Genomic DNA, 14527 nt, shown 5'->3' on the forward strand with positions numbered 1-14527 from the left:
TGTGTGGGCAGCACCGCGCTGCTCACTATTTGTCTAGTATGACGGATTCAACGCCATCGCGACCAGCCCTGCAATCAGAGCAACAGGCCTCGCAGCGTGAAAAACAGCAGCGCCGCCATAGAAGCCGACGCCGGCACGGTGATGACCCAGGCCGCAATGATGCGTATCAGATGTGAGCGTTTGACCAGTTCTTCACGGTAGATCTTTTTCAGGCGTTTGCGCTCGGACTTGGACAGCGGAAGCTCTCCTTTATTCTTCCGCGCCTTCTTCAGCAAAGCTTCCATCTCTTCCACCGAGGCGTTTCGGAAATCGTCCAGAAAAGGCTGCAGGCGCTGCAGATCCGCTTCATCGTGCTTTTCGATAATGCTGTGAATCTGGGTTGCGTAGTTGGACTTGAGATACTCGCGCAGGAAACCGACACCAAACACACCGCCGATGGCGATATGGGTTGAACTTACGGGCAGGCCGAGCTGCGACGCGATGATCACTGTCAATGCGGCGGACAGCGCAATACAGAAAGCGCGGGTTTTATCCAGCTCTGTGATCTCGCTGCCCACGGTTTTAATCAACCTCGGGCCAAACAGCATCAGGCCCACACCTAGGCCAAGCGCACCCACCATCATGACCCAGAATGGAATGCTGGCAGACGTGACCACAGCGCCGGCGCTCAGGGCATCGTTGATCGCCGCCAACGGACCGATGGCGTTTGCAACATCGTTTGCGCCATGGGCGAAGCTGAGCAGGGCAGCCGCAAAGATCAGCGGCCAGGTGAACAGGCTGTTCACCCCATCCGGATTATTCTCCATGGTGGCCGCTTTGCGCCCCACCAACGTGCGCATCAGCAGAAAAACCACCGCCGCCACCGCGAGACCGACCAGAGAGGCACCCAGAAAATCTACTTTAACCAGTTTTTTGACACCCTTGATCATCAGATAGGTGCCAAAAGCCCAGGCCATGATGCTTACCAGCCAAGGCACGAAGGTGCGGGCCGAAGCGATCAGGTCCTGACGGTACAATACCGTTTTTTTGATGATAAACAGAAAAAGTGCGGCGAACACACCACCCAACACCGGGGATATCACCCAGCTCGCAACAATTGCTGTCATCACACCCCAGTCAGCAATGCCCCAGCCACCTGCGGCAATACCCGCACCCAACACCCCGCCGACGATGGAGTGCGTGGTTGAAACCGGCGCGCCCATCCAGGTGGCCAGATTCAGCCATAGGGCGCCAGCGAGCAGAGCTGCGGTCATCAGCCAGACAAAACTGGCGGTGTCGGGCACCCGATCCGCCGCAATGATGCCACCCTTGATGGTCGACACCACGTCGCCGCCGGCAATAATGGCACCACCGGCTTCAAAGACAGCAGCCAATAGCACCGCCGCGCCCAGCGACAAGGCACCGGAACCCACCGCCGGCCCCACATTGTTGGCCACATCATTGGCACCAATGTTGATTGCCATGTAACCACCGATCACGGCTGCGGCCATCAGCAGCAAGCTGCCCGGTGTGCCGGCACTGATTTGCCCCACATACAACCAGACTCCCAGCAGAAACAGCAGACAAATGCCGAGCCGGAAGCGTTCAGTAGAGGAACTGGTGAGAGCCTTATCGAAGAAACCGGTGGTCTTTGCCATATCAGATCAACGCTCGCTCAGGGGTATTTGAGGGCGTCACTATAGGATTTCTGTCATAAAAATGGAATGCTGCCGTCACATTCCGCTGACCGGTTCAGAAGCCCATCGCTGGCAAGGGCGGTTTCGGTCCGCGACATCACGCGGATATACTTGAGCAGGCCTGGCGCGGTGGCTACTATGTGCGCACTTATTCGACAGGCACGAGGGCGAGCATGGCAGCAATACACATTCTGGTTGGCAGCGTTTATGGAGGCGCCCTGCTGACCGCTCGGGAAATCAGCAAGCAGCTGGCATCCGAAGGACACCGGTTCACGGTATTGGAGAGCCCGGTACTCAACGATCTGACCGAAAGCGATGAGCCATTACTGGTTTGCACCTCCACCACCGGCCAGGGCGAGGTGCCTCCGACGTTGCTACCGGTTTACCAGGAGCTCAAGGATCTGTTACCCCTGAAACCGGGACGGGCCTTTGGCGTCATTGTGCTGGGTGACAGCTCCTATGGCGATACTTTCTGCGGAGCCGGTGACCTGATGGAGGAGGTATTGCTGGAAATGGGCGGGCACAAAGTCGGTGAAACCCTGCGCATAGACGCCCTGGAAACCACCGAGCCTGCCGACGAAGCGTTACCCTGGGTACGAAACTGGATACGGCAGTTGCCTTGAGTCGTTCCGATTGTGTGAACCGGTCGCCCTCAGTCCTCGCGCCATCAGGCCTTCGGACGATGCCGAATGAGCGCCTCCTGAGCAGTTGATGCCACCATCACTCCATCCCGGGTGAAGAAACTACCCCGGTTGAACCCCCGCCCGCCAAAAGCACTCGGGCTGTCCTTGTCATAGAGCAGCCAGTCATCCATGCGAAAATCCCGGTGAAACCAGATAGCATGGTCGAGGCTGGCTACTTGCATATCCGGGCTCATAAACGTGATCCCATGGGGATGCAGCGAGGTACCCAGAAAGCTGAAATCCGAGGCATAGGCCAGCAGGCATCGATGCAACACGGGGTCATCCGGCAACTCCCCCTGGGCACGGAGCCAGCTTTGTTTCTGCGGAGGCCGCGGCTCCGGCTTTAGCGGATTGACCGGATTAACCGGACGAATCTCAATAGGTCGTTGCCGCGTAAGCAACTGTTGCAGTCCTTCGGGTATGTAGGGCCGGAGCATCTCGCTATACTCCTGCTCAGACTTGAGGCCATCTACATCTGGTGCCGGAGGCATAGCCATCTGATGCTCATAGCCATCTTCTGCAATCTGGAAAGATACCGAGCCGGTGAGGATTTCCTTGCCCTCTTGCCGGGCAATCACACGCCGGACGGTGAAGCTGCCACCGTCCCGAACGCGCTGAACCTCATAATCAATGGGCAGGCGGTGATTCCCGGGGCGCAGAAAGTAAGCGTGCATGGAATGCGGCAACCGGGACTCGACGGTCCGGCTTGCAGCCATCAGGGCCTGGCCCAACACCTGACCACCAAACACATTGGGGAACCCCAGATCTTCGCTTTCACCCTGAAAATGATCGTCTCCGACCGGGGCGATATCCAGCAACTCAACCAGTTTTCTGGTGACGTCCAGCATGCCTGCTCCTGTGTGTAGCTTATTAAAGGGTACGTTGTTCTACCCCAGAGCATGCTCTGGTGCAATGACGATACATTCAACGGCGACCGGCATAAAACCACAGGCAAAAGCCTTCAGCTTGCCGGCCGTGCTGCTGGTGGTGACTTGCAGCGTACAGGCCGCGACAGCGGCAGCGATGGAATGGCGTTATGAGCCCCGCCGGGACAGCACCATGGTGCGGCAGACCCCGGAGCAGCCTCCCGTTCGCGAATGTGAGCAACCACCATCGCCAGTGGTGCTACCGAAAGCCGAATGGCCTGAAGACGCCCGCACATCCGCTCATGGCTGGCAGTTCATGGACCCGGCTGTTGGCACCGGACGGGCTGAAAGCTACCAGGACTCCCGCACCGCAGTTAAGCTTGCCCAGGGCCAGCAAGACGCCAGCCTTGCCAGCTCCGCTGCACCACCTCCCGGTCTGGAAAATCTGCCCGACGCCTTACAGGGCCTGAACTACCGGATTGATTTCGGCATCGAATACCGGTTCTGAGGCGAAACCACTAACCGTGAATGGGCGGCACTTCTTTCGATAGTGCCTGTTTTTCCATGGCGAAGTCCCCGGTGACGGCAAACCCGAGGGTTTCGCCTCCTTCGCCGACAAACAGCGCCTTGACACTGTTACCGGTACGTTCGATTTTCCACTCGCCGGCCGCATCTTTCGGTGGTGGACACACCGCTGTTGGACAGCAGGGGGTCTTGACCATCACGGGCATGGTGCCGTAACGGATCTCGGTACGCTCGCCCAGAAGGGTTTTCGCCAACGCCCGGGCACAGGCCATCAGCGGCAAAACGTACATCAGCACGTGGCCATCCACCTCGGCACAATCCCCCAGTGCATAAATGTCCTTAGCGCTGGTCTCAAGGGCCCGATTCACCTCGATACCCCGATTGACCTTAAGGCCGGCCGCGCGAGCCAGATCAACGCGAGGCCTCAGCCCCACAGCCGAAATCACAAGGTCCGAGTTCACAATATTACCATCGGACAACGTCAGCCTGACGCCTTCGCCTCGTTTTTCAATTCGCTCAACCACGGTTTCGAGATGAAAGTTGACGCCAATGTCGGTCAAGCCGTCCATTACCGCATCGGCCGCTTCCGGTGGCAACAAGCCGGGCATCAGGGTATCCGAGGGCGCAATCACATCCACTTCGTAGTCGCCGTTGCGCAGGTCATTGGCGAACTCACAGCCGATCAGCCCGGCACCCATAATCGCTACGCGCTTTCGACCGGCCAGGTCCTTGCGAAAAGCGCGGTAGTCCATCAGGTCGTTTATGGAATGGATATGTTCCTGTCCCTCACCCGGGATTGTCAGCCGGATCACATCGGCACCCCAAGCCAGTACCAGGCTGGAATACGCCAGCCGCTCCTCACCGATACACACCTCATGGGCATCGGCATCAATGCCGGTCACCGTAGTGTGAGTACGGAGCTCAATGCCCAGCTGCTCGACCATGCCGCCGGAGGTGGCCTGAGCAAGCTCATCCGCTTCCTTGCCTTTGGTGAAACCAGTGGAGAGCATGGGCTTGGAGTAACTATGGCCATCATCAGCGGTAATCATCATGACCGCTGCCTCCTTATCCTGCTTGCGGATTTCCCGCGCCAGGGAATAGCCGGAAAGTCCGGTACCTATAATGATTATGGGGGCATCCGCGCTCATAGACTGCGCTCCTGAGGATTTTGATTAGCCAATTTCAATCATTTCGAAGTCTTCTTTACCCACGCCGCAGTCAGGACAAACCCAGTCCTCGGGCACGTCATCCCATTCGGTGCCCGGCGCAATACCATCTTCCGGCCAGCCCTGAGCTTCATCGTAAATCCAGCCACAAACCACACACTGCCACTTCTTCATCAGAAACCTCCACACACCCGGAGTGAGTGCGATCATGATTATAAAGGATCGTTATCAAAAATACGGGAGGCCTATGATACGCATTGTTCGGTGATTGACCAATGCCGGTGCCGACGCTCAGCCTCCTCCATTTAGGCCACCCCCTCCCTTCCTGGGGCACGCTTCGGTATAATCCGCCGTTTTACGACAGGATCAGATCACTATGACCGACACCGTCGATGAGTTGAACCAGGTGTTTGCAGAAGCAGACTGCCTGGTCAGCGAGCAACAGGTTAACGCTGCCATCCAGTCAATGGCCAGTGCCATCACCGAGCGCCTGAGCGGCAGCAACCCTTTGTTGTTCTGCGTCATGAACGGCGGGCTGATTCTGACCGGTCAACTGCTGCCTCAGCTGAAGTTTCCGGTTCAGGCCGAATACCTCCACGCGACCCGCTACCGTCAGGAAACTACCGGCGGCATCCTTGAATGGAAGCTCAAGCCGGATGCGAACTTCCATGACCGGACCGTGCTGATCGTTGATGACATTCTCGATGAAGGCACCACTCTGGAGGCCATTGGTGACTATTGCCGGGCCCAGGGCGCAAAAGAAGTGCTAACCGCCGTATTGGTAGACAAACAGCACGATCGCAAAGCCCGCCCCGGACTGAAAGCGGATTTTACCGGCCTGGAAGTAGAAGACCGCTTTCTGTTCGGCTTTGGCATGGACTACAAGGGATACTGGCGCAACGCGCCGGGGATCTATGCCGTCAAAGGGCTTTAATCCGGCGGCCTCACGCGCCCATCAAAGGATCCCCCCGACCCGGTGGTACCCGTCGCTGATCTCAGCGGCATTGAACAGTCCGCTGCCACGAGGTGGCGCGCGTTATTGGCTAACGCTGGAAGGCTCCCTGACCCGTGCCCTGCAGGTGCGTTGTCGGGAACGATTTCATGTGGATGTTCTTGACGAGGGCTTTGCGCTGCCGACGCTGGAAGAGGCCCGCACTCTGGGCATCCCGCCGCGCCAGGTTGCCTGGATAAGGGAAGTTCAGCTTTGCGGGGATGGCCAGCCCTGGGTCATGGCTCGCACGATCATTCCCCGGGCTACTCTGGCCGGCCGGGGGCGCCGCCTGCGCCACCTGGGACGCAAACCGCTGGGTGCCTATCTGTTCAGTCGCCCGGAATGGCAGCGGGGGCCGTTCCAGACCGGCTTGTGTCACCCCGGTGCCAACGGCAATCAGCCCTTGGTCGCACGACGATCCCGGTTTTATTCCGGCGGCGCGGCGCTGCTGGTGGGAGAATACTTCCTGCCTGCGGTTTTGTGACTATTCTCACACCGCTATACTCCTGACAGCCTGCCATTAACCCAGCGACTGACCGGACCCTTTATGAAACCCGATTTTTTACCTTCCCACCTCCAGGTTCGGCTCATCGACTACGCCATACTGCTGCGTCTGAACCGGCCGATCGGAAGCTTGCTGTTGCTATGGCCAACGTACTGGGCACTATGGCTGGCGGCAGATGGTGTTCCCGGCATCACCAATCTGCTGGTCTTTACGCTGGGTGTGTTTTTAATGCGAGCTGCAGGCTGCGCCATCAATGACTTTGCCGATCGCAAGGTCGATGGCCATGTAAAGCGAACCCGTGACCGCCCGCTTGCTTCCGGACGGGTCAAGCCCAAAGAAGCGGTCGCGCTGTTTCTCGGCCTGGCTCTGTTGGCCTTCCTGATGGTGATCTTCCTCACCAATACATTGACGCTTTACCTTTCATTCGGGGGCCTGTTGCTGGCCTTTATCTACCCCTTCATGAAACGCCACACCCATTTGCCCCAGCTTTTCCTGGGTGCCGCGTTTTCCTGGGCCATTCCCATGGCGTGGGCGGCTGAAACCGGCGAATTGACCAACCTGGCGTGGTTGCTGTTTACCGCCAATGTGCTCTGGACCGTAGCCTACGACACCTTTTATGCCATGGTGGACCGCGACGATGATCTGACAATAGGCGTTAAATCCACCGCCATCCTGTTTGGCGACGGCGACAAGGCCATTATCGCGGTACTTCAGGCCCTGGTCATTCTGATCCTGCTGCTGGTAGGCCAGCAGGCGGGACTTGGCGCCTTTTATTATCTCGGGGTGATTGTCATGGCATGCCTGTTTGTCTACCAGCAGTATCTGGCGAGAGACCGGGAACGAGAAGCTTGCTTCAAAGCTTTCCTGAATAATAACTGGGCGGGTTTTGCGGTATTCGCCGGATTATTCTTGGACACGCTTTTTTGGTGAATGATCTTTTGGCGAGTGGTCTGTCATGTTTTACAAGTGAACTGTCATATACTTGTAACACTTCCGGGCTGTAATGAGACAGCAACAAACATCGGTCTGATACAGGTTAATTCTCATGTCTGGAAAAACTGTCCTGATTGTTGATGACGAAGCGTCGATCCGCGAAATGATCGCCGTCGCCCTCGAAATGGCAGATTATGACTACCTTGAGGCAGCGGATGCCAGAGAAGCACACGCGCTGATTGTTGATAAACACCCCGATCTGATTCTGCTCGACTGGATGCTGCCCGGCACCAGTGGCGTTGAATTGGCGAGACGCCTGAAACGGGACGAGGCCACCGCCGAGATTCCGATTATCATGCTGACCGCCAAGGTGGAAGAAGATAACAAGATCCAGGGCCTCGAGGTTGGCGCTGACGACTACATCACCAAGCCTTTCTCGCCCCGGGAGCTGGTTGCCCGCCTCAAAGCGGTGCTCAGGCGAGCGACACCGGCTGGCGTGGAAACCCCGATTGAAGTCGACGGTCTGACCCTCGACCCGATTGGCCACCGGGTCAGCACACAAAACAATGGCGCCCTGACTATCGGCCCGACCGAGTATCGCTTGCTGCAGTTTTTCATGACTCATCAGGAACGGGTTTATACCCGCTCCCAACTGCTGGATCAGGTCTGGGGTGGCAATGTCTATGTTGAGGAACGCACCGTGGACGTCCACATCCGGCGCTTGCGCAAAGCCCTCGGAAACCAATACGATCACCTGATCCAGACGGTCAGAGGTACGGGCTATCGATTCTCCACGCGAGCTGCCTGAAACCCTCTGTTAGCCGTTTCTTTTCTAACAGACGGACTGACCCATGCAGCACAGCTGGACGCGTTATCTGCGCCTGATTGTCGTTTTGCTGATCACAACCACAGGCATCGGCCTTTTCTTCGGTTATCCATCGGCAGGATTAATGGCAGGCCTGGCGATATACCTGGTCTGGACCCTTGCTCAGATCCGCAAGCTGCACCACTGGCTCGCCCACCCGGATGCCGGTGACGAAGCGCCCGAGAGCATCGGGTTATGGGGCAATATTTTCGATAACCTGCACCGGCTGCACCGGGACCATCTGCGCACCCGGGACCGGTTGCAAGCCTCGGTGAACCGGGTTCAGGAGTCCACCAATGCCATGCGGGACGGTGTCGTCATGACCGACGCCCAGGGCCGGATGGAATGGTGGAATGGTTCAGCCGACCACCTGCTCGGGTTCCGGCGTCAGACCGACCGGGGCCAGTATGTTCACAACCTGATTCGCCACCCCTCTTTTAAAGCCTATTTCGACGCCCGCGATTACCGGGAGCCATTGGAACTGAACTCTCCGGCCAAACCCCACATTCACCTGCAGATCCAGATCAGCCTGTTCGGTGATGACGACCGGTTGATTGTCGCCAAGGACGTCACCCGCCTGTTCCAGCTTGAGCAAATGCGGCGCGACTTCGTCGGCAACGTTTCCCATGAAATGCGAACACCGCTCACAGTGATCAGCGGCTACCTCGAAACCATGGTGGACAACGCCGATGATCTCCCTCCCAAATGGCGCCGTGCGATCAACACCATGGCGCAGCAATCATCACGGATGGAAGCGCTGATCACCGACCTTATCCTGTTGTCCAAACTGGAAACCGGCGAGCAACTGGTGAATGCCGACGTCGTCGACATTCAGGCGATGGTGAACCACATCTGTGCTGACGCCAAAGCGTTGAGCGGTGACAAGCAACATACCTTCAGCGTTGAGATCGGAGAACGCAGTTTTCTGAAAGGTGATGAGGGGCAGCTTCGAAGTGCGTTTTCGAACCTTATTTTCAACGCCGTCAAATACACGCCTGCCGGAGGTCATATCAAGGTAACCTGGACCGCCGACCGCCATGGTGCACATCTGTCAGTCAAGGACACCGGTATCGGCATTGACCCGGTACACATACCGAGGCTCACGGAACGTTTTTATCGGGCGGATCCCAGCCGCCACCAGCAAACCGGCGGCACCGGCCTGGGTCTCGCCATCGTCAAACATGTGCTGTTGAATCACGATGGCAGTCTCGAAATCAAGAGTGGCCCGGGCCAGGGCAGTGAATTTACCTGTCACTTTCCCCGCGAGCGCATCGCCGAACATCTTGAGGAAACCGGTCCGGCATAGTCAAACGTCAACTCTGGCCGGAAGTGAATCGTGCCCTGCTTTCTTAAGGAAATGTCACTCTCGTGGCACTGAAAATTTCCCAGACCGCCCTTGAAACAGGCTACCATGGCCCTCTACGCCCTTCGCCCCGAATAGAGGTTTACGTGCAGAACAAACTACCACCCGGTCTTCACTGGTCGTTTAATCGCAAAACCATGCTCGGCATGGGCCTGACTGCGGCGCTCATGTCTGGCATGGCCCACGCTCAAGCCCCGGATAACTTCCAGCAATGTGTCGCCGACCTGACCGAGAAGGCCATCGCTGAGGGCGTGTCCAGGGCCACCGCTGAACAGGTGATGGCAACAACCGAGCATCAGGACAGGGTCATCGAACTTGACCAGCGCCAACCCGAATTCACCACCACCTTCGCCGACTACCTTAACCGCCGGGTGAACGATAGCCGCATCAGTCAGGGCCGCGAGTTAATGCAGGAGCACCGCGACTTGCTGGAGCGGGTAACCCGCGAAACCGGTGTACCACCGGCTTACCTGCTTGCTTTCTGGGGTCTGGAAACCAATTTTGGCAGCTACTTCGGCAAGATGTCCGTGCCCAACTCGCTGACCACTCTGGCCTGTGACGAGCGGCGCAGCGAATATTTTACCGGCGAACTGATCGCCGCCCTGAAAATTGTCGATGAGGGCGCTATCTCCGTTGAACAGATGGAGGGTTCCTGGGCGGGCGCCATGGGGCACGTGCAATTCATGCCTTCGGTCTTTCTGCGTTATGCCGTCGATGCAGACAACGATGGCAAGCGGGATTTGTGGAACAGTCTGGATGACGCCCTGATGTCCGCTGGCACCTTTCTGAACGATCTTGGCTGGGACAAAGACTACCGCTGGGGCCGCGAAGTGCTGCTGCCGGAAGATTTTGATTATGCACTGGCGGATGGTAAAAAGCGGCCACTGAAAGATTGGCGTCAGATGAACATCACCGACGCCTTCGGTAATCTTTTGCCAGCCGAGGATATTGCAGCGGGCCTCGTGGTGCCTGCCGGCCATGAAGGGCCCGCCTTTCTTGCTTACGACAATTTCAATGTGATCATGGGCTGGAACCGTTCGGAGTTTTACGCTATTGCCGTCGGCCACTTGGCAGACCGTATCGCTGGCGCCGGTGGATTGCAGAATCCGCCGCCCACCGATACGCCAAATTTATCCAGGGCTGATATTGAAGCACTGCAGGCCGCCCTGGTCACCCAGGGCTTTGATCCGGGTAAGCCGGACGGCATCCTTGGTCCAGCCACCCGTTCGGCCATCCGACAGTTCCAGGCCGGAGAAAATATGATCGCTGATGGCTACCCGAGTGCCGAGGTATTTCGCGCGATGGATATTCAGCTCGCAGCGAAACCTGGTTAGGTATCCACCTTGCCACGCAGGGCCTTTTTCTGGCCCCGCTGTTTTTTGTTCTCTATGCGCCGTTTACGCGCGCCCAGGGTCGGGCGTGTCGCCCGGCGTGCTTTCTGGACAACCAACGCCTCCTCGATGAATGCCTTCAACCGCTCCAGCCCCTCAGCCCGGTTCTTTTCCTGGCTGCGAAACTGCTGGGCCTTGATAATCAACACCCCATCGCCGGAGATCCTGCTGTCCTTGCGCTCCAGCAGCCGCTGCTTGAGAAACTCCGGCAGTGAAGATGCGGCAATATCGAACCGGATATGCAGGGCCGAGGATACTTTGTTAACGTTCTGACCCCCGGCGCCCTGGGCCCGGATCGCCTGAAATTCGATTTCAGCTTCGGGAATCGTGATCTGATCCGTAATTCTGAGCATAATCACTAAACCTTATTCTCTGTTGTTGAGCCAACCTTATGGATTCAATCACACAAGCGGCCCTTGGAGCGGCACTGGGCAGTGCGGTCGCCGGCAAAACTCTGGGTCGGTCAGCCATACTGGGTGGTGCGCTGCTGGGCACTGTACCGGATATGGACGTGCTGATCGATTATGGCTCCGCTGTCGCCAATTTCACTCAGCACCGGGGTTTCAGTCATTCCCTGTTGATACTGACTCCACTTGCTGCCGTGCTGGCCTGGCTGTTTCATCGCTGGCGACCGGTATTATCTTATCAGCGATGGCTCGCCTTCACCTTGCTGATCCTGCTTACCCATCCGCTGCTGGACGCTTTCACCACCTATGGCACCCAGTTATTCTGGCCTTTTGGCCCGCCGGTGGCGATTAACAGCATTTTTATTATCGACCCGCTTTACACCCTGCCGCTGCTGTTTGCGGTCATCTGGACACTGTGGCGTCCCGATCAGATAAAGGCAGCGTGTACAGGGCTGACCGTGTCAACCTTGTATCTGGGCTGGACTCTGTTCGCCCAGCACGCCATCAGCCAGAAGGTGGAAGCGACCCTGGCGGCTGAGGGACTTGTAGATGCCCCCATACTGGTGCAGCCGATGCCGCTTAACACCTTACTCTGGCGAGTTACGGTGATGGCCGCGGATGAACGGCTGGAAATCGTGACGGGTTTTCTGGATGGCGACATCCCCCTGAGTGTGGAGCGATTTCCCCACCATCCTGAACTGGCAGAAGCCACCATGGGTCTGCCTGAAGGCCGCCGCCTGATCTGGTTTACCCGCGGGTTTCTGGCCTATTCAATTTCCGACCGCCAGCTGGCGGTCACCGATATCCGTCTCGGGGTGCCAGGGGCGCACCCATTCACCTTTATCCTGGCGGAGGCTGTGGAAACGGATTCAGACACCGTGCAATGGTTACCGGTAACCAGCTATCAAAACCCGAGGCCGACTATTCGGGCGGGTCTGTTTACTGCGTTGTGGGAACGAGCTTCAGGGCGGGCTCCAATCCTCTGTCTGGCGACCCTGGAAACCAGACAACTCGGAGACCACTGCAGCTGACCATGCGACTGGACTACTATCTGGCCAACGCTACGGCCATGTCACGAAAAGACGCCAAGCAGGCGATCAGCCGCGGGCAGGTTCGCATTGATGGCCAACCCTGCCGACAGGCAGCACATCATGTCGCTACCGGACAACACATCACGCTCCGGGGACAGCCGCTATCATTGCCCGGCGAGCGGTATCTGATGCTGAACAAGCCCGCAGGTGTGGTCAGCGCAACGACCGACCGTGACCACCTGACGGTGCTCAGCCTGTTGCCCGCCGACCAGCGCAGCAATCTTCACGTTGCCGGGCGGCTGGATATCGATACTACAGGCCTGGTTCTGCTGACCACCGACGGCCAATGGTCGCACCGGGTAACGTCGCCAAAAGTGGAGTGCGAAAAAATCTATCGGGTCGAGCTGGCCGAGCCCATGACAGCGGAAGCGGAACAAGCCATCGAAACTGGCCTGCAACTGCACAATGACGCCAGGCAAACCCGACCCGCCCGGGTGGTAGCGGTCGCGGAAACAGTCATCGAGTTGGCGATTACCGAAGGTCGCTACCACCAGGTCAAACGGATGATGGCGGCAGTAGGAAACCATGTAGTGGCGTTGCACCGGTTGCAAATCGGCGCGATTCGGCTGGACCCGGCGCTTGCACCCGGCGAAAGTCGTCCACTGACCGGGCAGGAGATTCAGTCAGTCTGCTGAGGTGCGCTCGAAACGCTGGGCCTTGAGGTTTTTCCGGACTGTGCCCGCTTCGAACACTTCACCGTTCATCGCGATATAGACCCCAGCAGGTAGCAGACTGGCCGCCGCCCAGGCGAACCCGATGTTGAACACCGCATCGCTGCGACGCATTCGGGCAGGTTGCATGGCGCCGGTGAGCACAATGGTCTTGCTGCTTACACTGGCCAATACTGATGCGGTGTCCGGCATGGTGTCGGTACCATGGGTGATCAGGATGCGACCCGCGGTGCATCGCTCCACCGCTTGCAGGATCAGGTAGCGGTCATTGTCGGTCAGGTCCAGGCTGTCCTTGCACAGCAGCCCCGCGACATTGTATTTTCCGGTAATGTTGGCCTCGGCCAGCAGTTCATTCAACAACGACTCACCAATCTTGAATTCGCTGTTGGCATCAAAGTAGACCTTGTCAATCGTGCCACCGGTGGTGAATACCTGGATCATAAAGGAATGACTCCTCGGCTGTCGTATCTCAGTTGGTTGCCTGCATGCTTTCACTGCCTTCTGCGTACTGGGCGTTCTTCGTCTGCTCATAGCGTTTAGCCGCCCCGGCCACCTCGCCGCTGTCACCGGTGGTCAGCCAACGCTTTACCCGGCCCGCATCACCCATAGGCGAACGCGAACCAAAGGAGTCCAGGAACACTGTGATCACTTCTTTACCGGTTATTTTCGATACCATGGCCAGGCATCGACCGGCTTCTGTCAGGTATCCGGTCTTGCTCAGGCTCACGCCCCAACTGTCGCGATGTACCAGGGCATTGGTATTGCCATAGGCCAAGGAATAACGGGGCTGACGGAATCTGGCAGAGAAGTATCGCGTAGTCGAGTAATCGCCGATTTGCGGATGTTTGATCGCGGCTCTGACAAGCTTGACGACATCCGAGGCCGAAGCCCGGTTGCGCTCTGACAGCCCGGTCGGATCAACGAATACACTGTTGGACATCCCCAAGGTCAGTGCCTTCTTGTTCATATCAGCAACGAAGGCGTTATAGCCTCCGGGATGATGACGGGCGAGCGTGTAGGCGGCCAGGTTTTCCGATGACATCAGGGCGATGCGCAGCATATCCGAGCGTCGCAATTCAGAACCGATCCGGATTCGGGAATAGGCGTTGTTGGGGGCATCTTTATGTCTGGGAAGCACCGCCAGCCACTCGGTCAACGGTTCGCCGGACTCCATGACCACCAGAGCCATCATCAGCTTGGTGAGCGACGCAATCGGCACCGGCCGGTCTGCGTTCTTATCCTGTAGCAGCGTATCGGAGTCGACATAGGCGACCGCCGCATTGACCGACGCGAGATGAAAATTGTCCGCTGCCCCTTGGTGGGCGTTCAGAGCCGCCGTTGAAAAAACCAGGCCGATCAGGACCGCCGCTGCCGCATACCTCCGGAACATGAGC

17 protein-coding genes are annotated in these 14527 nt (G+C 57.8%); 10 read left to right on the forward strand and 7 right to left on the reverse strand.

From position 1 onward, the window contains the following. Positions 1–74 precede the first annotated feature (74 nt). Positions 75–1637, reverse strand: coding sequence for an inorganic phosphate transporter (locus F6Y09_RS03260; protein WP_152205466.1), 1563 nt, complete (start codon positions 1635–1637; stop codon positions 75–77). Positions 1638–1849: 212 nt separating this feature from the next. Between F6Y09_RS03260 and F6Y09_RS03265 the strand changes: the two genes are divergently transcribed. Further along, positions 1850–2299 (forward strand): flavodoxin, encoded by a 450-nt coding sequence (locus tag F6Y09_RS03265; RefSeq protein ID WP_152205467.1) that lies wholly within the window; start codon positions 1850–1852, stop codon positions 2297–2299. A 44-nt stretch (positions 2300–2343) separates the two neighbouring features. Here the strand turns inward: F6Y09_RS03265 and F6Y09_RS03270 are convergent, their stop codons facing one another. Beyond that, positions 2344–3207 carry an acyl-CoA thioesterase gene (locus F6Y09_RS03270; protein ID WP_152205468.1) on the reverse strand — a complete coding sequence of 288 codons (864 nt, stop codon included), beginning with the start codon at positions 3205–3207 and terminating at the stop codon, positions 2344–2346. A 64-nt stretch (positions 3208–3271) separates the two neighbouring features. Between F6Y09_RS03270 and F6Y09_RS03275 the strand changes: the two genes are divergently transcribed. Next, positions 3272–3733: a hypothetical protein gene (locus F6Y09_RS03275; RefSeq protein WP_152205469.1), complete on the forward strand. Its 462-nt coding sequence runs from the start codon at positions 3272–3274 to the stop codon at positions 3731–3733. Between the two features lie 10 nt (positions 3734–3743). Here the strand turns inward: F6Y09_RS03275 and F6Y09_RS03280 are convergent, their stop codons facing one another. Both F6Y09_RS03280 and rd read right to left on the reverse strand, forming a co-directional pair. Then, on the reverse strand, positions 3744–4898 hold the full coding sequence (locus tag F6Y09_RS03280; RefSeq protein ID WP_152205470.1) for an NAD(P)/FAD-dependent oxidoreductase: 1155 nt from the start codon (positions 4896–4898) through the stop codon (positions 3744–3746). Positions 4899–4922: 24 nt separating this feature from the next. Further along, complete coding sequence (rd, locus tag F6Y09_RS03285) at positions 4923–5090, reverse strand: rubredoxin (RefSeq protein ID WP_152205471.1); 168 nt, start codon at positions 5088–5090, stop codon at positions 4923–4925. A gap of 202 nt (positions 5091–5292) precedes the next feature. Here rd and F6Y09_RS03290 point away from each other — a divergent pair, with 202 nt between their 5' ends. The 6 genes from F6Y09_RS03290 to F6Y09_RS03315 all read left to right on the forward strand — a co-directional run bounded on the left by F6Y09_RS03290 (position 5293) and on the right by F6Y09_RS03315 (position 10907). Continuing rightward, positions 5293–5850: a hypoxanthine-guanine phosphoribosyltransferase gene (locus tag F6Y09_RS03290; protein WP_152205472.1), complete on the forward strand. Its 558-nt coding sequence runs from the start codon at positions 5293–5295 to the stop codon at positions 5848–5850. Next, complete coding sequence (locus tag F6Y09_RS03295) at positions 5831–6391, forward strand: chorismate--pyruvate lyase family protein (protein ID WP_152205473.1); 561 nt, start codon at positions 5831–5833, stop codon at positions 6389–6391. Before F6Y09_RS03290 ends, F6Y09_RS03295 begins: the two co-directional genes overlap by 20 nt. Positions 6392–6454: 63 nt before the next feature. Continuing rightward, complete coding sequence (gene ubiA / locus F6Y09_RS03300; protein WP_152205474.1) at positions 6455–7342, forward strand: 4-hydroxybenzoate octaprenyltransferase; 888 nt, start codon at positions 6455–6457, stop codon at positions 7340–7342. A 115-nt stretch (positions 7343–7457) separates the two neighbouring features. Then, positions 7458–8153 (forward strand): phosphate regulon transcriptional regulator PhoB, encoded by a 696-nt coding sequence (gene phoB / locus F6Y09_RS03305; RefSeq protein WP_152205475.1) that lies wholly within the window; start codon positions 7458–7460, stop codon positions 8151–8153. Between the two features lie 43 nt (positions 8154–8196). Next, entirely contained in the window at positions 8197–9516 is a 1320-nt protein-coding gene (gene phoR / locus F6Y09_RS03310; protein WP_152205476.1) for a phosphate regulon sensor histidine kinase PhoR, read from the forward strand. 203 nt (positions 9517–9719) lie between these two features. After that, on the forward strand, positions 9720–10907 hold the full coding sequence (locus tag F6Y09_RS03315; RefSeq protein ID WP_246180344.1) for a lytic murein transglycosylase: 1188 nt from the start codon (positions 9720–9722) through the stop codon (positions 10905–10907). On the opposite strand, the gene arfB is transcribed toward F6Y09_RS03315, so the two are convergent. Continuing rightward, complete coding sequence (gene arfB, locus F6Y09_RS03320) at positions 10904–11317, reverse strand: alternative ribosome rescue aminoacyl-tRNA hydrolase ArfB (RefSeq protein ID WP_152205477.1); 414 nt, start codon at positions 11315–11317, stop codon at positions 10904–10906. The two genes, F6Y09_RS03315 and arfB, sit on opposite strands and share 4 nt — an antisense overlap. A 38-nt stretch (positions 11318–11355) precedes the next feature. Here arfB and F6Y09_RS03325 point away from each other — a divergent pair, with 38 nt between their 5' ends. Further along, on the forward strand, positions 11356–12402 hold the full coding sequence (locus F6Y09_RS03325) for a metal-dependent hydrolase (protein WP_152205478.1): 1047 nt from the start codon (positions 11356–11358) through the stop codon (positions 12400–12402). Positions 12403–12404: 2 nt separating this feature from the next. After that, positions 12405–13097, forward strand: coding sequence for a pseudouridine synthase (locus tag F6Y09_RS03330; protein ID WP_152205479.1), 693 nt, complete (start codon positions 12405–12407; stop codon positions 13095–13097). On the opposite strand, the gene F6Y09_RS03335 is transcribed toward F6Y09_RS03330, so the two are convergent. Next, positions 13086–13574, reverse strand: a complete 489-nt coding sequence (locus F6Y09_RS03335) for an asparaginase domain-containing protein (protein WP_152205480.1) — start codon at positions 13572–13574, stop codon at positions 13086–13088. The two genes, F6Y09_RS03330 and F6Y09_RS03335, sit on opposite strands and share 12 nt — an antisense overlap. Before the next feature lie 28 nt (positions 13575–13602). After that, positions 13603–14523: a D-alanyl-D-alanine endopeptidase gene (gene pbpG, locus F6Y09_RS03340; RefSeq protein WP_152205481.1), complete on the reverse strand. Its 921-nt coding sequence runs from the start codon at positions 14521–14523 to the stop codon at positions 13603–13605. Positions 14524–14527 lie beyond the last annotated feature (4 nt).

Source organism: Marinobacter changyiensis (assembly GCF_009193265.1).
Lineage (GTDB): Bacteria > Pseudomonadota > Gammaproteobacteria > Pseudomonadales > Oleiphilaceae > Marinobacter > Marinobacter changyiensis.

What these genes read in the sequence shown, in the direction of transcription:
- F6Y09_RS03280 (WP_152205470.1), bottom strand. Translation starts at nt 4,898, where the DNA reads ATGAGCGCGGATGCCCCCATAATCATTATAGGTACCGGACTTTCCGGC.
- F6Y09_RS03330 (WP_152205479.1), top strand. Translation starts at nt 12,405, where the DNA reads ATGCGACTGGACTACTATCTGGCCAACGCTACGGCCATGTCACGAAAA.
- F6Y09_RS03335 (WP_152205480.1), bottom strand. Translation starts at nt 13,574, where the DNA reads ATGATCCAGGTATTCACCACCGGTGGCACGATTGACAAGGTCTACTTT.
- phoB (WP_152205475.1), top strand. Translation starts at nt 7,458, where the DNA reads ATGTCTGGAAAAACTGTCCTGATTGTTGATGACGAAGCGTCGATCCGC.
- F6Y09_RS03295 (WP_152205473.1), top strand. Translation starts at nt 5,831, where the DNA reads ATGCCGTCAAAGGGCTTTAATCCGGCGGCCTCACGCGCCCATCAAAGG.
- phoR (WP_152205476.1), top strand. Translation starts at nt 8,197, where the DNA reads ATGCAGCACAGCTGGACGCGTTATCTGCGCCTGATTGTCGTTTTGCTG.
- rd (WP_152205471.1), bottom strand. Translation starts at nt 5,090, where the DNA reads ATGAAGAAGTGGCAGTGTGTGGTTTGTGGCTGGATTTACGATGAAGCT.
- F6Y09_RS03275 (WP_152205469.1), top strand. Translation starts at nt 3,272, where the DNA reads ATGACGATACATTCAACGGCGACCGGCATAAAACCACAGGCAAAAGCC.
- F6Y09_RS03270 (WP_152205468.1), bottom strand. Translation starts at nt 3,207, where the DNA reads ATGCTGGACGTCACCAGAAAACTGGTTGAGTTGCTGGATATCGCCCCG.
- F6Y09_RS03325 (WP_152205478.1), top strand. Translation starts at nt 11,356, where the DNA reads ATGGATTCAATCACACAAGCGGCCCTTGGAGCGGCACTGGGCAGTGCG.
- F6Y09_RS03290 (WP_152205472.1), top strand. Translation starts at nt 5,293, where the DNA reads ATGACCGACACCGTCGATGAGTTGAACCAGGTGTTTGCAGAAGCAGAC.
- arfB (WP_152205477.1), bottom strand. Translation starts at nt 11,317, where the DNA reads ATGCTCAGAATTACGGATCAGATCACGATTCCCGAAGCTGAAATCGAA.
- F6Y09_RS03315 (WP_246180344.1), top strand. Translation starts at nt 9,720, where the DNA reads ATGGGCCTGACTGCGGCGCTCATGTCTGGCATGGCCCACGCTCAAGCC.
- F6Y09_RS03265 (WP_152205467.1), top strand. Translation starts at nt 1,850, where the DNA reads ATGGCAGCAATACACATTCTGGTTGGCAGCGTTTATGGAGGCGCCCTG.
- F6Y09_RS03260 (WP_152205466.1), bottom strand. Translation starts at nt 1,637, where the DNA reads ATGGCAAAGACCACCGGTTTCTTCGATAAGGCTCTCACCAGTTCCTCT.
- pbpG (WP_152205481.1), bottom strand. Translation starts at nt 14,523, where the DNA reads ATGTTCCGGAGGTATGCGGCAGCGGCGGTCCTGATCGGCCTGGTTTTT.
- ubiA (WP_152205474.1), top strand. Translation starts at nt 6,455, where the DNA reads ATGAAACCCGATTTTTTACCTTCCCACCTCCAGGTTCGGCTCATCGAC.